This is a genomic window from Aurantiacibacter luteus, assembly GCF_001010945.1.
Classification (GTDB): domain Bacteria; phylum Pseudomonadota; class Alphaproteobacteria; order Sphingomonadales; family Sphingomonadaceae; genus Alteraurantiacibacter; species Alteraurantiacibacter luteus.
On record NZ_LBHB01000001.1, the window covers coordinates 304,943 to 319,814 of the forward strand.

Sequence of the window (14,872 nt, forward strand, 5' to 3'; positions counted from 1 at the left end):
TCGCTCATGCCGCGGGCAGGTCCAGCACCAGGCACGCACCGCCCAGATCGCAGGCCGCATCGTCGGCGACGAACAGCGCGCCCTCGTGCGCCTCGGCGATGGTGCGGCCGATGGCGAGGCCGAGGCCGGAGTGGTTGCCGAAATCCTCGCCCTCCGGCCGGTGCGAGTGGAAGCGGCGGAAGACCTTTTCGCGCTCGTCGGGCGGGATGCCGGGCCCCTCGTCGTTGACGCTCGCCTGTACGCGCCCGTCGACGCGGACGATGTCGACCACGATGCGTCCGCCCTCGGGCGAAAAGGATACGGCGTTGTCGAGCAGGTTCTCGGCCACCCGTTCCAGCCGGATCGGCACACCCATGACCGCGGCAGGGCCGGCCCCGCGCACGACCTCGATGCGGCAGCCGCGCGTTTCTCCGCGGCTTTCCTTGCGCGCGACGACGTTGGAAAACAGGTCGGCAAGGTCGACGCGCTCGAAGGTGGCGCGGCTCAGCTCGGCGTCGATGCGGCTGGCCTCGGAGATTTCGCTCACCAGCCGGTCGATCCGGCGCACGTCGTGGGCGGCGACGTCAACCAGCTGCGCGCGAAGGTCCGGATCGGTGACCTTGGCCAGCGATTCGGTCGCGCTGCGCAGGGACGCGAGCGGGTTCTTGATCTCGTGCGCCACATCGGCGGCAAAGGTCTCGACCGCGTCGATGCGGTGTCGCAAGGTCGCCGTCATGTCGGAAACCGCGCGCGCCAGCAGGCCGATCTCGTCGCCGCGCGTGTCCATGCGCGGCACCTCGACCTCGCGCTCACGCCCCTGCCGCACGCGCTGGGTGGCGCTGACCAGCCGCCGCAGCGGCTCGATGATCGTGCTGGCGAGATAGAGCGAGAGGATGGTCGAGACGAGCAGCGCGAGCAGGATGATCGTCATCAGGCTGGACCGCGCCGCGCGCACGGCAGCGGTGATGTCGGCGGCGTTGCGCGTCGTCAGCAGGCTGGCGCCGTTCACGCCCACGGGCGCGGCGGCGTTGATGACCGGGGTGCCGTCGGGCGCGCGGCGCAGCTCGATCTGGCTGAGGCCCTGCTGGCGTACGCGCGCCAGTTCCGGCCACAGGTCGGCCTCGGTGCCGGCCGGTTCCTCGTAGGGCGGGGGGGAGGGCGCGCCGACGACGGCGTTCACTGCGCTGTCGGTCCAGCGGGCGACGTCCTCGATGAAGGGTTCGGCCACCGGATCGTCGAACACGAAGCTGGGCTGGTCGAGCACGAAGCTGTCGGCGGCCAGGGCGCCGGTCGCATCGTACATCCTGAGGCGCATCCGCTGTTCCTTGCCGATCTGCACCAGCAGCGCGTTCTGCCGCTCCGGCGTCGCGCCCGCCAGCGCCTCGGCAGTGATCTGCGCCTCGATCCGCGCCAGCTTGAAGCGCTCGTCGAGCAGCTGGCGGCGGTAGGAATCGAGGAAGAACAGGCTGCCCGCCAGCACCAGCAGCGGGATCAGGTTGACCGCCAGGATCCGCTTCGTGAGCGAGGTTCCGATGGGAAAGGCCAGCCGTTCGAGGCGACTGGCGCTCGCCGCCTCCTCAGCCATCGGAGAAGCTGTAGCCGGCGCCGTAGAGCGTTTCGATGGCGCCGAACTCCGGGTCGACCGAGCGGAACTTGCGGCGCAGGCGCTTGATGTGCGAATCGACGGTGCGATCGTCCACGAACACGTCGTCGGGGTAGGCCGCGTCCATCAGCTGGTTGCGGCTCTTGATCACGCCGGGGCGTTGGGCAAGCGCCTCGAGCAGCAGGAATTCTGTCACCGTGAGGCTGACGGGCTGGCCGTCCCAGGTCACCTTGTGCCGCGCCGGGTCCATCGCGAGCCGCCCGCGATTGAGCGCGGCGCTGGCCGAGCCGGGCTGGGGCGGGGCGGCGTCCTCGTTCGCCTCCAGCGGCGCGGCGCGGCGCAGGATCGCGCGGATGCGGGCGAGCAGCAGGCGCTGGCTGAACGGCTTGGCGATGTAATCGTCCGCCCCCATCGCCAGGCCCACTTCCTCGTCCGCCTCCTGGTCCTTGCTGGTGAGGAAAATGACCGGCAGATCAGAGGTTTCCCGCAGCTTGCGTAGCAGCTCCAGCCCGTCCATGCGCGGCATCTTGATGTCGAACACGGCGAGGTCGGGCGGGTTCTGCCGCAGCGCGGCGAGCGCCGCCTCGCCGTCGGAATAGACGCGCGTGGCATAGCCTTCGGCCTGCAGCGCGATGGAGAGGGTGGTCAGGATGTTGCGGTCGTCGTCGACCAGCGCGATGACCCGCTGGCTGTCGCCCGCCGGCGAATCGCCGGTGGCGGAAATGTCGCTGTCCCCTGTCATCGTATCTGCCGTCGCCGCCTTTCGTGTTGCCACGGCCCTAACTTTTCGCAGGCGCATGGGCAACTTTGCCGTGCCACCTGCCGCATAAAAGCGGCTGCCGGGCGATGTGAACGATCACAATGGCTTGAAGGGTCGCCGCCTGCCCTTGTGCCGTTTGACGCAGGCGAAACAGCCTCCTATGCGCGGGCCGGAAAGGGCGCTGAGGAGAGCCCCTTTCTCCGACATTTCAAGATCTATGAGGAGCATGATCTTGCCGCACGATCTTTCCGTCTCGCTGTCCGCGCAGGGCTTCGAGACCGCCGCCACCATTCACCCCAACCTCGGCACCGCCGCTCTGGTGGAGGAAGCCGTCCAGCGCGGCGAGGGCCGCCTGACGAAGGACGGCGCGCTGCTGGTGGACACCGGCAAGTTCACCGGCCGCAGCGTGAAGGACAAGTTCGTGGTGCGCGACGCCACGACCGAGGACACCATCAACTGGGGCGCGATCAACCAGCCGATGACGCCCGAGCACTGGCAGGTGCTGAAGGCCGACTTCCTCGCCGAGCTGAAAGGCAAGGACGAGCTGTTCGTTGCCGACCTGTTCGGCGGCAGCCAGCCCGAATACCGCGTCAACGTTCGCGTGGTGAACCAGCTCGCCTGGCACAACCTGTTCATCCGCACCCTGCTCGTCCGTCCGACGGCCGAGGAGCTGGACAGCTTCGAGCCCGAATACACGATCATCAACCTGCCCAGCTTCAAGGCCGACCCCGAGCGGCACGGCTGCCGCAGCGACACGGTGATCGCGGTCAACCTGACCGAGAAGCTGATCCTGATCGGCAACACCGAATACTCCGGCGAGATGAAGAAGGGCGTGTTCGGCCTGCTCAACTACCTGTTGCCGGCGGAAGGCGTGATGCCGATGCACTGCTCGGCGAACATCGGGCCGGACGGCAAGAGCGCGATCTTCTTCGGCCTCTCGGGCACCGGCAAGACGACGCTCTCCGCCGACGCCAGCCGCACGCTGATCGGCGACGATGAGCACGGCTGGTCGGACCAGGCGATCTTCAACTTCGAAGGCGGCTGCTACGCCAAGATGATCAACCTCTCGGCCGAGGGCGAGCCGGAGATCTACGCGACGACCAGGATGTTCGGCACGATCCTCGAGAACGTGACGATGGACGAGGATACGCGCGAGCTCGACTTCACCGACGACAGCAAGACCGAGAACACCCGCGGCGCCTATCCCATCGAGTTCATCCCGAACACCAGCGAGAAGAACCTCGGCCCGCCGCCGTCGAACGTGATCTTCCTCACCGCCGATGCCTTCGGCGTGCTGCCCCCGATCGCGCGGCTGACGCCCGACCAGGCGATGTATCACTTCCTCTCGGGCTACACCGCCAAGGTGGCGGGCACCGAGATCGGCGTGACCGAGCCGACCGCCACGTTCAGCACCTGCTTCGGCGCTGCCTTCATGCCGCGCCATCCCAGCGTCTACGGCAATCTGCTCAAGAAGCGCATCGCCGAGGGCGGGGCGACCTGCTGGCTGGTGAACACTGGCTGGACGGGCGGCAAGTACGGCGTGGGCAAGCGGATGCCGATCAAGGCGACCCGCGCGCTGCTCAACGCCGCGCTCGACGGCGATCTCGACGGCGTCGAGTTCCGCAAGGATCCGAACTTCGGCTTCGACGTGCCCGTCAGCGTTCCGGCGCTGGAAGCGCAGGGCATCGACCAGACTATCCTCGACCCGCGCAGCACCTGGACGGACAAGGACGAATACGATGCCACCGCGCACAAGCTGGTGGAACTGTTCGTCGAGAACTTCCGCCAGTTTGCCGAGCACGTCGACGAAGGCGTGCGCCAGGCCGCTCCGCAGGCTGCCTGACGCGCAGGCGAAATTCCCGGTTGGAGAGGAGAGCCCCGCCCGGTTTCGGCCGGAGCGGGGCCTATTCCCGGGTCTTGTGCGTTGGAAAGGCTGACCCATCCAGCAACCGGAGATTTCGCCATGAGCCTTGCCCAAGCCCTGCAGCAATCGGGTGCCATCGACGCGATGGCGCGTGAACTCGGCGTCGACCAGAATACCGCGCGCATGGGCGCGAACGCGCTGCTGCCGGCCATTGTCGCGGGCATGGGGCGCAGCTCCGCGGGCGGCATGGGCGGCGGGGCGGCCGATCCGCTCGGCGGGCTCGGCTCGATCCTCGGCGGCGCGCTGGGCGGCGGCATGGGCGGCGGCCTGCTCGAGGCGGTGCTCGGCGGCAGCCCGACGCCGGTCAATCAGGGCAACGACATCCTCGGCGAGATTTTCGGCAACAAGGACGTCAGCCGATCGGTGACGAGCGAAGCCGCGCAGAGCACGGGCATCAGCCAGGACCTCCTGAAGCGGATGCTGCCCATCCTCGCCATGGCGGCGCTCGGCTATCTTGCCCAGCGCGGACGCGCAGGCACCGCCGGCGGCGGCGGCGCGGCGGCTCCCGCCGGGCCCGACCTCGGCGGCATTCTCGGCTCCATCGTCGGCGGGCTTGCCGGGCGGCGCTGACCTGCCGCTTCATTGACGGGCAAGGTGGCGCGGCGCACAAGCACGCACGATGAAACTCGCCGCCTTCCTCGCGCCTTTCGCCTTGCTGGCTGCGCCCGTCGCCTGCCTCGCGCAGCACGCCGCGCCGCCTGCCGCTGCCGAGGCCGAAGCGCCGCCCGTCGTGGTGGTCGACCCCATCGTGGTCGCCACCTATCCGCACGATAGCGAGGCTTTCACCCAAGGCCTGCTGTGGCACGATGGCGCTCTGTACGAGAGCACTGGGCGCGAAGGCCAGTCGCAGGTGCGGCGGGTGACGCTGGACACCGGGGCGGTGGAGGCGAGCAGCGCCTTGCCCGCCGAGCAATTCGGCGAAGGCATGACGCTGTGGGGCGATACGCTCGTCAGCCTGACGTGGCTGGACAAGGTCGTCCACCGCTGGGACCTCGCCACCCTCGCGCCGCTCGGCACGCAGGACTTTCCCTTCGAGGGTTGGGGCCTGACCGGGGACGGCACGCACCTCATCGCCTCGGACGGCTCGTCCACGCTGCGCTTCCTCGATCCAGAGACGCTCGAGGTTGCGCGCGAGTTGGAGGTTACGCTGAACGGGCGCGCGGTCGACCAGCTGAACGAGCTCGAGTACGTGGACGGGCTGATCGTCGCCAACGTGTGGCACACCGGCTTCCTGCTGTTCATCGATCCCGCCAGCGGCGCGGTGCGCCAGCTGGCCGACCTGCGCCCGCTGGTCGAGGCCAACCTCGGCGACGATCCCGATGCGGTGCTGAACGGGGTGGCCTGGGATGCCGAGGGCGGGCGGCTGTTCGTCACCGGCAAGCTGTGGCCGCGGCTCTACGAGATCCAGCTTGAGGAGCGCGAGGGCGCGGAGGTCGTCGCCCGCTGAGGGCAACCCGATCGCAACCCTTGTTTGCTAGGGCGGGGCCATGTCCGCCGAAGCAACCTTTCGTGCCGTCGCCAGCGAGCTCGGGATAGACCCCGACGACAAGTGGGTGGGCGGCTACGTCGATTACGAATGGGAACACCTGCGTCCGGTCCTCGCGGCCTACGGCATCGCGCCGCAGGGGCGCGAGGTGCTGGAGTTCGGGTGCAATTTCGGCGCATCGGGTATCGTCATGGCGCGGCTTGGCGCGCGGGTGACGGGGGTGGACGTGGAGGCGAGCAACGTGCGCCTCGCCAATGCCAACATCGCGCTTCACGGCGTGGAGGAGCGGGCGAAGGCGCTGCACGTGCCCGACACGCGCACCATGCCCTTCGCCGACGCGGCGTTCGACCTCGTGGTCGCTAATAGCGTGCTCGAATACGTGGCGCCAAGCCAGCTCGACGCGGTGATGGCTGAAATCCACCGCGTGACGAAGCCCGGCGGCCAGCTGCTGGTGCTCGGCACCGCCAGCAGGCTCGCCCCGCGCGAGGTGCATTCGCGGCGCTGGCTGGTGAATTACCTGCCGCGCGCTTTCGATCGCATGGCCGGGAAAGAGTGGCAGCGCGGCCTCTCGCCAGTGGCCCTGTCGCGCGCACTGAGGGGCCGGTTCACGGTCGACGCGCCCGGGAGCTGGCTTACCGCCCGTCGCGCCGTGCACGGCCGTGTCTCGCTGCCCATGCGGCTGGTAGCCGGGGCGGGGCGGATCAGCGGACTCGCGCCTGGTTGGCTATCTCCCAATATCGAGCTGCTGTTGCGCCGCTGCTAGGGTTCTTCTCGTCCTGCTCGGCATGGGGAACGCTTTCGCGGCCGTAGAGGAGGTTGCCGACGACCTGCTCGATCATGCGTTCGCCGTTGAGCAGCACCGCGCCCGGCAGCACCGGCGCATCGACCTGGCGGCGGGCGACCTGTGGCGGGTGGCTGACGTAGGTCGCGGTCTCCACGCCCTCCATCGCCGCGATGGCCTCGCACACGCGGGCGAAGCGTTCCTGGACGATGCGGTTGATGCGCTCGCGCTTGCGACAGAGCAGTTCGAAACTGTGCGAGACGAGGGTGAAGTCGGCGATGGCGTTGCCCCGCGCATGGCGCAGTGCGGCCACGATCTCGCGGTAGGAGAGGGCGGTGATCTGCGCGTGGCGCAGGCCGCCGAAGGCATCGCCGATGCAGCCCGCGGGCACCTCGATCACGCCGTGCCGCTCAAGCGGGCGGCGATGTTCGGACCCGAGTCCGATCTCGCAATCGCCGCTACCCACCAGAGCCGGCGCGTGGCTGCTGTCATAGGTGACGCCCGCATCCGCCAGCGCGTGGAGCGTATCGTCGTTGGCGGCGTAATTCCCTGCGCGAAAGGCGACCGGGCGCGGCGCTCCGGCCTGCATCAGCAGGTCGATCCCGGTCTCGATCAGCGTGCGCTGTTCCTCGCGAGTGAAGTCCTTCATGTGGGTGCCGGTGCGCTTTCCCAACGGGTTGCGATTGCCCAGCAGGGCCAGCCATTCGGTATGAAGGTGCAATTGCACGCCGTGCCCGCGCTTCAGGATCGGCTCGGTCACGTCCGCCACCGCGCGCTTGCCCCAGTAGAGGCCGGGCAGCGGATCGACGAAGAACACGCCCTTCAGGCCATGCGCGTCCATCACGTCCATCTGGTGGAAGATGCCCGCGTCGCCATCGGGCGTGCGCCCGCGGATCGAGCGGTCGAAATTGGCCGCGCGGCTGGCGTGTCCGTGCTTCGCGGTGAAGCCGAACTCGTACTCGGTATCGATGGTCAGGTAGACCTTGACCACGAGGAACGCTCCGTTGCGCCGGCATCCGCGCGCCGGCGACGAAGGTCATAGCGGCAAGGGGTTAAGCTTCGGTTCGGGCGATGTACCTGCCAACGTTCGCGGCCAGCACGTCGAGCGGGGCATTGCCGCCGTCGACCACGGCCTGGTCGAAGTCCCTGAGGTCGTAGCGGCCGCCGAGCGCCGTCATTGCCCGCTCGCGTTGGCGCAGGATTTCCAGCTTGCCCATCATGTAGCCGCAAGCCTGCCCCGGCCAGCTGCAATAACGGTCAACCTCGCTGGAGATGTCGTCGGGGTTGTCGCCGTTGCGCTCGACGAAGAAGTTGACCGCCTCGGCCCGGCTCCAGCGCTTGGAGTGCAGGCCCGTGTCCACCACCATGCGGCACGCGCGGAAGGCGGCGTCCTGCAGGTAGCCCAGCTTCCACACCGGGTTGTCGTCGTAGGCGCCCAGTTCGGATGCCAGCTGCTCGGCATAGAGAGCCCAGCCTTCGGAAAAGGCGTTGAACGCGAGGATCGAGCGGATGAGCGGCAGCGAGTTTGAATACTCTCCCTCCCACACGTGGCCGGGGATGGTTTCGTGGTGGACGAGGGTGGGGATCGAATAGCGCCGGTGCAGGTCGGTGGTGCGCAGGTTGATCCACATCTTGCCCGGCACCGTGCCATCGACGCTGCCCGCCCCGCCGTATGCCGTCGGCGCGCCCGGCTCCTCCGCGAGGGGCAGGCGGCGAACTTCGAGATTGCCCGGCATCACCCGGCGGAAGGCGCGGGGCATCTGGTCGCGTATCCAGCCGATCCGTTCCTGGATGAAGCTCATGATCTCGGCGCGGCCGGGATCGCCCTCGGCAAACTTGTAGCGCGGATCCTCGGCCAGCGCCGCCATGCGCGCGCCCACGCTGCCTTGGGTGTAGCCGACCGAACGCAGGATCGGGTCCATCTCGGCGTGGATCGTCTCCAGAGTGGCGAGGCCGAGTTCGTGGATCTCGTCGGGCGTGCGGGTGGTGGTGGTGCTGCTCTTGAGCGCCCAGCGATACCACTCGTCGCCGCCAGGCTGCGACCACATCCCCGGATCGCTGTCGGCGAGCCCTCGCTGGGTGCGCAGCTCGGCGAGCTGACTGGCCATGGCCGGAGCGATCCGGCCGGTGACGATCGCCTCGGCGCGCGCCTGCCAGTTGCCCGGAATGTTCGCCTCGGTGGTGCGCCGCACCAGCGATTCGACCATCGATCCGCCGGACGAAACGTCGGCCAGCTGCGTGGTCATCTGGGTGATGGCCTTGTCGAGCAGGAAATCGGGCGGAACCACGCCCATGCCGCGCGCCGCCTGGATGCGCGCCAGCTCGCCTTCGAGCGTGGCGGGCATCGCCTCCAGCCGGGCGACATAGGCCTCGGCATCCTCGCGCGTGGCGATGGGGTGGTCGGAATCGAGGAAGCGCGGCAGGTCGATATAGGCGCCCACGTTCTGGATGACGGCATAGGGCGCGGTGCGCCAGCTGCCGACGGGGATGTCGCCGTAGGGCAGGGCAAAGCCCTCGACCGCGGTGGCATAGGCGCTTTCCACGACGGCGAAGCTGGTGCGCGTGGCCGGGTCAAGTCCGGCCTTGGGATAGGCGCGAACGCGTTCGAGATCGGCGCGCAGGGTGGCGGCGTAAGCATCTTGGCCGGCCTGCGAGGCATCGGCGAGTCGGCCGCGCAAATACGCGTGTTCTCCGGTGTCGACGCCGAGGCCGGTGGCGCGGGTCGGCTCGTGCCGCAGCAGGTTCCAGGCGACGTCGCTCAAGAGTTCCTCGCCGCTCATGGCGGGCACGGCGGGCGTGGTGACGCAGCCGGGCAAGACGGTGAGCGCGGTGGTGGCACCCATCGCGCCAATCAGCTGGCGACGGGAGAGCGAGATCCTGGGAGTGTTTTGCATGGGCGATTGGTTGCGCAAGCAACCGCTTGCGTCAAGCGAAAGGCCGCGCCACTGTTTCGCGCATGACCGACCTCGTCCTCTCGCTCGTCGTGCTGGCTGCGATCGCGCTGCTGCTGGGTGCCGTGACGCTGTGGCGTCGCGGGGCGAGGAAGCAGGCGGGCCTGATGGCGCTGCTGGTCGCCATCATGGCGGCGAACGTCGTCATCTGGGTCGCACCCACTGCGGACGGCGACACCCTCGCGGATGTCGCCGCCCGCTCCGAGTGAGGACATTGGCGGCGACACCCTCGCGGATGCCGCCGCCCGCTCCGAATAGGCCCCGTGGGTCGGGGAGCGCCTATTCGGGAATGCGCCAGGTGACGCTGCCGGTGTAGGTGCCCACCACCCGCTCGCCCTGCGCATTGGTCGCCGCATCGAAGCGGGCGCGGCTCTGGATCAGGCGGCAGGTGGCGGCATCGAGCCCGTCGTGCCCGGTGCTGCTGGTGATCTCGCAGGCGTCGACCCGGCCGTTGCTGCCCACCACCAGGCGATAGCGCGCCGAACCCTCGTTCTCGCGTGCAAGGTCGCGGCGCGGGTAGTCGTCGTTGGTGATCCACCCGGTCGGCCCGTTTCGCGGGCTGGCGAGCGTCGGCGTGAAGGCCGGGGTGGGCGGAGGCGCGGGCGGGGCGGGCGGCACCACGATCGGCGGTCCGGGCGGATTGGCGAGCGGTACGGTCGGGCCCGGGTCGAAACGCGGGAGCTCGACGAAGGTAGGGTTAGGCCGGTTGAGCGGGATCGGCGGCAGCGGCGCGGCGACGGGCGGGCTCGTGGGTGTGGGCGGCAGCTGGTCGATCGGCTCCGGCGGCGGGGGAGGCGGGGGCAGCGGATCCTTCAGGTCGATGCCGATGATGCCGTCGTCTTCCTTTTCGATGATGCCTGTGACGGCCAGCCCGGTGACGAGCAGGGCGCCGATGCCCGCGTGGATGGCGACGACCGAGGCCGCCGCCTTCGCGCGGTCGGCCGGGGTGGCAACGGCGTTGGCATAGGACATGACAAGGCTCCTCTCAGTGATGTTATAATATCACGATACATCATCACATCACGCTATGCAAGAGAGGCCCGGACAGCGCCTGCTGCCGGGCCTCTTTTGGCGCGGGACCGCGCGGAATGCCTTGCGATCAGGTGATCGGGCAGCTCGGGTCGAGGCGGAAGTCGAGGTAATTGTCCACCGAGGTCATCAGCTCGTCGATCTCGTTCTCGAAGAAGTGATTCGCGCGCGGGATTTCGTCGTGGTGGATGGTGATGTGCTTTTGCGTGCGCAGCTTGTCGACCAGCTTGGAAACCGCCTGCGGTTGCACCACGGTATCGGCCGTGCCCTGCACGAAGATGCCGCTCGCCGGGCAGGGCGCGAGGAAGCTGAAGTCGTACATGTTGGCGGGCGGGGCGATGGAAATGAAGCCGCGGATTTCCGGGCGGCGCATCAGCAGCTGCATCCCGATCAGCGCGCCGAAGCTGACGCCCGCGACCCAGGTCACCTGCGCTTCCGGATGGATCTGCTGCACCCAGTCGAGCGCGGATGCCGCGTCGCTGAGTTCGCCGATGCCGTTGTCGAAGCTGCCCTGGCTGCGGCCCACGCCGCGGAAATTGAAGCGCAGGGTGGCGAAACCGCGGTTGACGAAGGTCTTGTACAGCCGCTGCACGATGCGGTCGTTCATCGTGCCGCCGCCCTGCGAATGCGGATGCAGGATCATGGCGACGGGCGCGCGCGGACGCGGTCCGGGACTGAAACGACCTTCGAGACGGCCCTCGGGACCGGGAAAGATGACGTGCGGCATGGGCGGGTTCGGCCTTGCTGGAATGGTGGCCCGCCAGCGCAGCCGGGATCGACTGGCGCGGCGGAAGGTGGCGGCTATATAGGCACGGTGCCGATTTTCGCAATCATTCCGAGATGAGCCGGATTTACCTCGATCACGCCGCCACCGCGCCGCTCCGGCCCGAGGCGCTTGCGGCCATGGAGGAGGGCTTCCGGGTCTGGGCCAACCCCAGTTCGCCCCACGCCGAGGGCCGCGCGGCGCGCGCCGCGCTGGAGGACGCGCGCGAACGCTGCAAGGCGGCGCTGGGCTGGCAGGGCGAGCTGATCTTCACGAGTGGCGCGAGCGAGGCGCTCGCCATCGCCCTGCAGCGCGCGAAGGCGGATCGCCGGATCGCCAGCGCGGTGGAGCACGACGCGGTGTTCCGCGCTGCGCCGGATGCCGAAGTGGTGCCGGTCGCGGGCGGCGCGGTCGATGGCGATGCGCTGGGCGCTCTGCTGGAAGCGGGAAGCAAGCCACTCCTCGCCGTCCAGCACGTCAATTCCGAGACCGGCACGGTGCTGCTGCCGCGCGCGGGCAATCCGCTGGCCGAGCAGGTCCGCGCGGCGGGCGGACTGCTGCTGGCGGACTGCTCGCAGAGCGCGGGCAAGCTGCCGCTGCCCGACGCCGACATGGCCGCACTGGCCGCGCACAAGTTCGGCGGGCCCGTGGGCGTAGGCGCCTTGCTGGTGCGCGATTTCGCCATGCTCGAGCCGGTCGGCGGGCACGAGCGCGGCTATCGGCAGGGCACGGAGAACCTGCCCGCCGCGCTCGGCATGGCCGCCGCGCTCGAAGCCGCCGCGCATGACAAATGGCGCGCCGACGCCGAGCCGCAGTTCGCCTTCCGCGCGGTCCTGCGCGAAAGCGGCGCGATCGTGGAGCCGGGCTACCAGTGCGACTACATCCTCGCCCTGACCCACCCCTCGCTCAGCGCGCAGGCGTTGCTGATCCGGCTCGACGCGATGGGCTTCGCGGTCTCGGCAGGGAGCGCATGCTCGTCCGGTTCATTGAAGCCGAGCCGCGTGCTGAAGGCCTTCGGGCTGGACGACGACACCGCGCGCCGAACGATCCGCGTCTCGCTCGGCTGGAATACCACGGCGGAGGAGCTGGACGCCTTTGCAAAGGCGTGGACTTCGCTCTCGTGATTGGACCCTCGCCCTTTCCTACACCGAGTGCAAAGGCCTATGGGTCGCCAATGATAAGCCTGCGATTTTCCCCGCCACCACGCGAAGTGTCAACTTTGGAAATGCAGCAAACGCTTGCTTTTGAGAGGTTTCTTGCGGCGCATCGCTTGACACTGTCAATTTCGCTCAGCGGGGACGAGCGCGCATGATCTACCTCGATAACCAGGCCACCACCCCGCTCGCCCCCGAGGCGCGCGATGCCATGCTGCGCTGGCTCGATACCGCGGACGGCACCGGGTTCGCCAACCCGCACAGCCCGCACCGAATGGGCCGACAGGCCGGCGCTGCCATCGACTTCGCGCGCGAGCAGGTCGCCGCGCTGCTGCCGCCGGGGGGCACCGTGCATTTCACCGGCAGCGCCTGCGAGGCGATCAACATCGCCATGCGCGGTCTGCCGGGCGACGGCCCGATCAGCGTTTCCGCCATCGAGCACGCCGCGGTCTACGAGACGGCCGAGGCGCTCGGCCACCGGCACCTGCTGAACGTCGCCGCCAACGGCCAGTGCAACACCAACCAGTCGCTGCCACAGGGCACCCGGCTGGTCTGCGTGATGCAGGTCAACAACGAGATCGGCACCATCCAGCCGACCGTCGAATGGCATCGCAAGGCCAAGGAGGAAAACGCGCTGTTCCTGTGCGACGCGGTGCAGAGCTACGGCAAGATGGAGGTGACGGGCGCGGACATGATCGCCATTTCCGCGCACAAGATCTACGGCCCCAAGGGCATCGGCGCGCTGTGGGTGCGCCACGGGCTGGAGCTCGATCCCTTCATCACCGGCGGGCGGCAGGAGGGCTTGCGCTCGGGCACGCTCAGCACCGCGCTCGTCACCGGGTTCGGCGCGGCGGCGGCGGCGGCGAAGGAGCGGATGGAGGACGACGCCGCCCACGCCGAGAAGCTGTGGACCCGCGCGCGCGAGATGTTCGCCGACAACTGGACCCTCAATGGTGACGAGGATACGCGCCTCCACGCTAACCTCAACGTGCGCCGCAAGGGCCTCGACGTGGCGCGGCTGATGAGCGAGTGTCGCGACGTCATGTTCTCCGCCGGGAGCGCCTGCGCCAGCGGATCGGGCAAGACCAGCCACGTGCTGAAGGCCATAGGCCTGAACGACGAGCAGGCGAAGAACTCGATCCGCGTGGGTTGGGGCCGCTACACCACGATGGAGCAACTGGAGCAGGGCGTGCAGACGATCCTCGACGCGGCGAACAGCCAGTGAAGGTCCATTTCACCACGCGCAAGGGCGAACGGGTGACCGCCGAGGCCGCGCCGGGCGAGGTGCTGCTGGCGGTCGGGCAGGCCGCCGGGATGCCGCTGGAGGGCACCTGCGAGGGGCAGATGGCCTGCTCCACCTGCCACGTCATCGTGGGCAGCGAGTGGTTCGGCAAGCTGCCCGCCGCCAGCGAGGAGGAAGAGGACATGCTCGACCTCGCCGCCGACGTTCATGCCACCAGCCGCCTCTCGTGCCAGATCGTGCTGGACAATGGGCTGGACGGCATCTCGGTGCGCATCCCTGCCGACAGCAACGACGCGCAGGGGTTCTAGGCCTCGGCGGGAGCGCCCTGCAGCCGGCGCTTCGCCCAGCGCAGGCCGAGCGCCGCGCCCAGCAGCGGCAGGCCCACCGCGGCGAGCAGGATGGCGATGGCGAGCAGCGTGCCCAGGATCGTGCCGACCGAGCCCATGGCCCCGCGCACGGGCGCAAGGAAGTCGCCGCCGACCGGCGCGGTGCTTTCGTAGCTGACGGTCATCCGGCTCATGGCGACCCGCCCCTGCGTCTGCGACAGGGTGGAGCGCGCGGCGTCGATCTCCTGCTGGACCGCGGCCAGTTCGCGCTCGGCCTGGACCAGTTCCTCGACGCTGCCGCTCCGGGTGCGGCGCACTTCGCGCAGTCGGTCGCGCAATTCGATGCGGCTGGCGAGGTAGGCTTCACTGTCGGTCAGCTGGCGGGAGACCTCGTCGGTGGAGATATCGGCGGAGAGCTGCTCGGCGCCCATGCCCTCGGCCTCTTCCTCCAGCAGCGCCCCGAAGGCGCGGGCGTGGCGTGTGGCGACGAGCATCTGCAGTTCGCCGGTGACGTCGTTGTCGTCGATGGAGCCGTGGGTGCTCAGGCCCGAGATGACGCAGCTTTGCGGTCCCTGCTGTTCGCACAGGGTGGCATGCTGGCGCTGCAAGCGGCGCAGGTCCTCGCCGGGAAGGGCAAAGGTGAAGCCGTACTCGTAGGCGAGCTGCGGAAGCGATGTGGAGAAGTCCGAAGACCCGTCCTCGACAGACTCGGCCGCCATATCGGTCGTGGCCGCCTCGATCTGCTCGGCACTTTCGCGGCGCGGGCCGCCCGCCTGGTCGCAGGCCGTCAGCACCAGCGGGCCGAGCGAAGCGGCGAGCATCAATTTCACTTTCCTACACATGGCATGATCCTCTCGTGACACATTTCCCGTC

15 protein-coding genes are annotated in these 14,872 nt (G+C 68.9%); 8 read left to right on the forward strand and 7 right to left on the reverse strand.

The window, feature by feature from the left end; genetic code table 11:
• Positions 1 to 4 precede the first annotated feature (4 nt).
• Positions 5 to 1,564: an ATP-binding protein gene (locus AAW00_RS01490; RefSeq protein WP_047002584.1), complete on the reverse strand. Its 1,560-nt coding sequence runs from the start codon at positions 1,562 to 1,564 to the stop codon at positions 5 to 7.
• Positions 1,557 to 2,324: a response regulator transcription factor gene (locus AAW00_RS01495; RefSeq protein WP_063265975.1), complete on the reverse strand. Its 768-nt coding sequence runs from the start codon at positions 2,322 to 2,324 to the stop codon at positions 1,557 to 1,559. The genes AAW00_RS01490 and AAW00_RS01495 overlap by 8 nt, the downstream gene beginning before the upstream one ends.
• A 244-nt stretch (positions 2,325 to 2,568) precedes the next feature.
• On the opposite strand from AAW00_RS01495, the gene AAW00_RS01500 reads away from it, so the two are divergent.
• The 4 genes from AAW00_RS01500 (at position 2,569) to AAW00_RS01515 (ending at position 6,515) form a co-directional block, all read left to right on the forward strand.
• On the forward strand, positions 2,569 to 4,185 hold the full coding sequence (locus tag AAW00_RS01500) for a phosphoenolpyruvate carboxykinase (RefSeq protein WP_156169890.1): 1,617 nt from the start codon (positions 2,569 to 2,571) through the stop codon (positions 4,183 to 4,185).
• Between the two features lie 120 nt (positions 4,186 to 4,305).
• A complete protein-coding gene (locus tag AAW00_RS01505) occupies positions 4,306 to 4,836 on the forward strand; it encodes a DUF937 domain-containing protein (protein WP_047002586.1) in 531 nt (176 codons plus the stop codon).
• A 49-nt stretch (positions 4,837 to 4,885) separates the two neighbouring features.
• The gene (locus AAW00_RS01510) at positions 4,886 to 5,713 is read left to right on the forward strand and encodes a glutaminyl-peptide cyclotransferase (RefSeq protein ID WP_082124874.1); all 828 of its coding nucleotides are present in this window, start codon (positions 4,886 to 4,888) and stop codon (positions 5,711 to 5,713) included.
• A gap of 40 nt (positions 5,714 to 5,753) precedes the next feature.
• A complete protein-coding gene (locus AAW00_RS01515) occupies positions 5,754 to 6,515 on the forward strand; it encodes a class I SAM-dependent methyltransferase (RefSeq protein ID WP_047002587.1) in 762 nt (253 codons plus the stop codon).
• Here AAW00_RS01515 and AAW00_RS01520 read toward each other — a convergent pair.
• Both AAW00_RS01520 and AAW00_RS01525 read right to left on the reverse strand, forming a co-directional pair.
• Complete coding sequence (locus AAW00_RS01520; protein ID WP_063359787.1) at positions 6,454 to 7,524, reverse strand: polysaccharide deacetylase family protein; 1,071 nt, start codon at positions 7,522 to 7,524, stop codon at positions 6,454 to 6,456. The genes AAW00_RS01515 and AAW00_RS01520 overlap by 62 nt on opposite strands.
• A 61-nt stretch (positions 7,525 to 7,585) precedes the next feature.
• Positions 7,586 to 9,427, reverse strand: coding sequence for a DUF885 domain-containing protein (locus tag AAW00_RS01525; protein WP_047002588.1), 1,842 nt, complete (start codon positions 9,425 to 9,427; stop codon positions 7,586 to 7,588).
• A 62-nt stretch (positions 9,428 to 9,489) separates the two neighbouring features.
• Between AAW00_RS01525 and AAW00_RS01530 the strand changes: the two genes are divergently transcribed.
• Positions 9,490 to 9,693, forward strand: a complete 204-nt coding sequence (locus AAW00_RS01530) for a hypothetical protein (RefSeq protein WP_047002589.1) — start codon at positions 9,490 to 9,492, stop codon at positions 9,691 to 9,693.
• A 70-nt stretch (positions 9,694 to 9,763) separates the two neighbouring features.
• Here the strand turns inward: AAW00_RS01530 and AAW00_RS15490 are convergent, their stop codons facing one another.
• Both AAW00_RS15490 and AAW00_RS01540 read right to left on the reverse strand, forming a co-directional pair.
• Positions 9,764 to 10,456 (reverse strand): energy transducer TonB, encoded by a 693-nt coding sequence (locus tag AAW00_RS15490; protein WP_047002590.1) that lies wholly within the window; start codon positions 10,454 to 10,456, stop codon positions 9,764 to 9,766.
• Between the two features lie 127 nt (positions 10,457 to 10,583).
• Positions 10,584 to 11,240, reverse strand: coding sequence for an alpha/beta hydrolase (locus AAW00_RS01540; RefSeq protein WP_047002591.1), 657 nt, complete (start codon positions 11,238 to 11,240; stop codon positions 10,584 to 10,586).
• A 113-nt stretch (positions 11,241 to 11,353) separates the two neighbouring features.
• On the opposite strand from AAW00_RS01540, the gene AAW00_RS01545 reads away from it, so the two are divergent.
• The 3 genes from AAW00_RS01545 to AAW00_RS01555 all read left to right on the forward strand — a co-directional run bounded on the left by AAW00_RS01545 (position 11,354) and on the right by AAW00_RS01555 (position 13,981).
• Positions 11,354 to 12,400 (forward strand): cysteine desulfurase family protein, encoded by a 1,047-nt coding sequence (locus AAW00_RS01545; RefSeq protein ID WP_047002592.1) that lies wholly within the window; start codon positions 11,354 to 11,356, stop codon positions 12,398 to 12,400.
• Positions 12,401 to 12,584: 184 nt separating this feature from the next.
• The gene (locus AAW00_RS01550) at positions 12,585 to 13,655 is read left to right on the forward strand and encodes a cysteine desulfurase family protein (RefSeq protein WP_047002593.1); all 1,071 of its coding nucleotides are present in this window, start codon (positions 12,585 to 12,587) and stop codon (positions 13,653 to 13,655) included.
• Positions 13,652 to 13,981: a 2Fe-2S iron-sulfur cluster-binding protein gene (locus AAW00_RS01555; protein WP_047002594.1), complete on the forward strand. Its 330-nt coding sequence runs from the start codon at positions 13,652 to 13,654 to the stop codon at positions 13,979 to 13,981. The genes AAW00_RS01550 and AAW00_RS01555 overlap by 4 nt, the downstream gene beginning before the upstream one ends.
• Here AAW00_RS01555 and AAW00_RS01560 read toward each other — a convergent pair.
• Positions 13,978 to 14,820, reverse strand: a complete 843-nt coding sequence (locus tag AAW00_RS01560) for a DUF4349 domain-containing protein (RefSeq protein ID WP_052761714.1) — start codon at positions 14,818 to 14,820, stop codon at positions 13,978 to 13,980. The genes AAW00_RS01555 and AAW00_RS01560 overlap by 4 nt on opposite strands.
• Between the last annotated feature and the right edge of the window lie 52 nt (positions 14,821 to 14,872).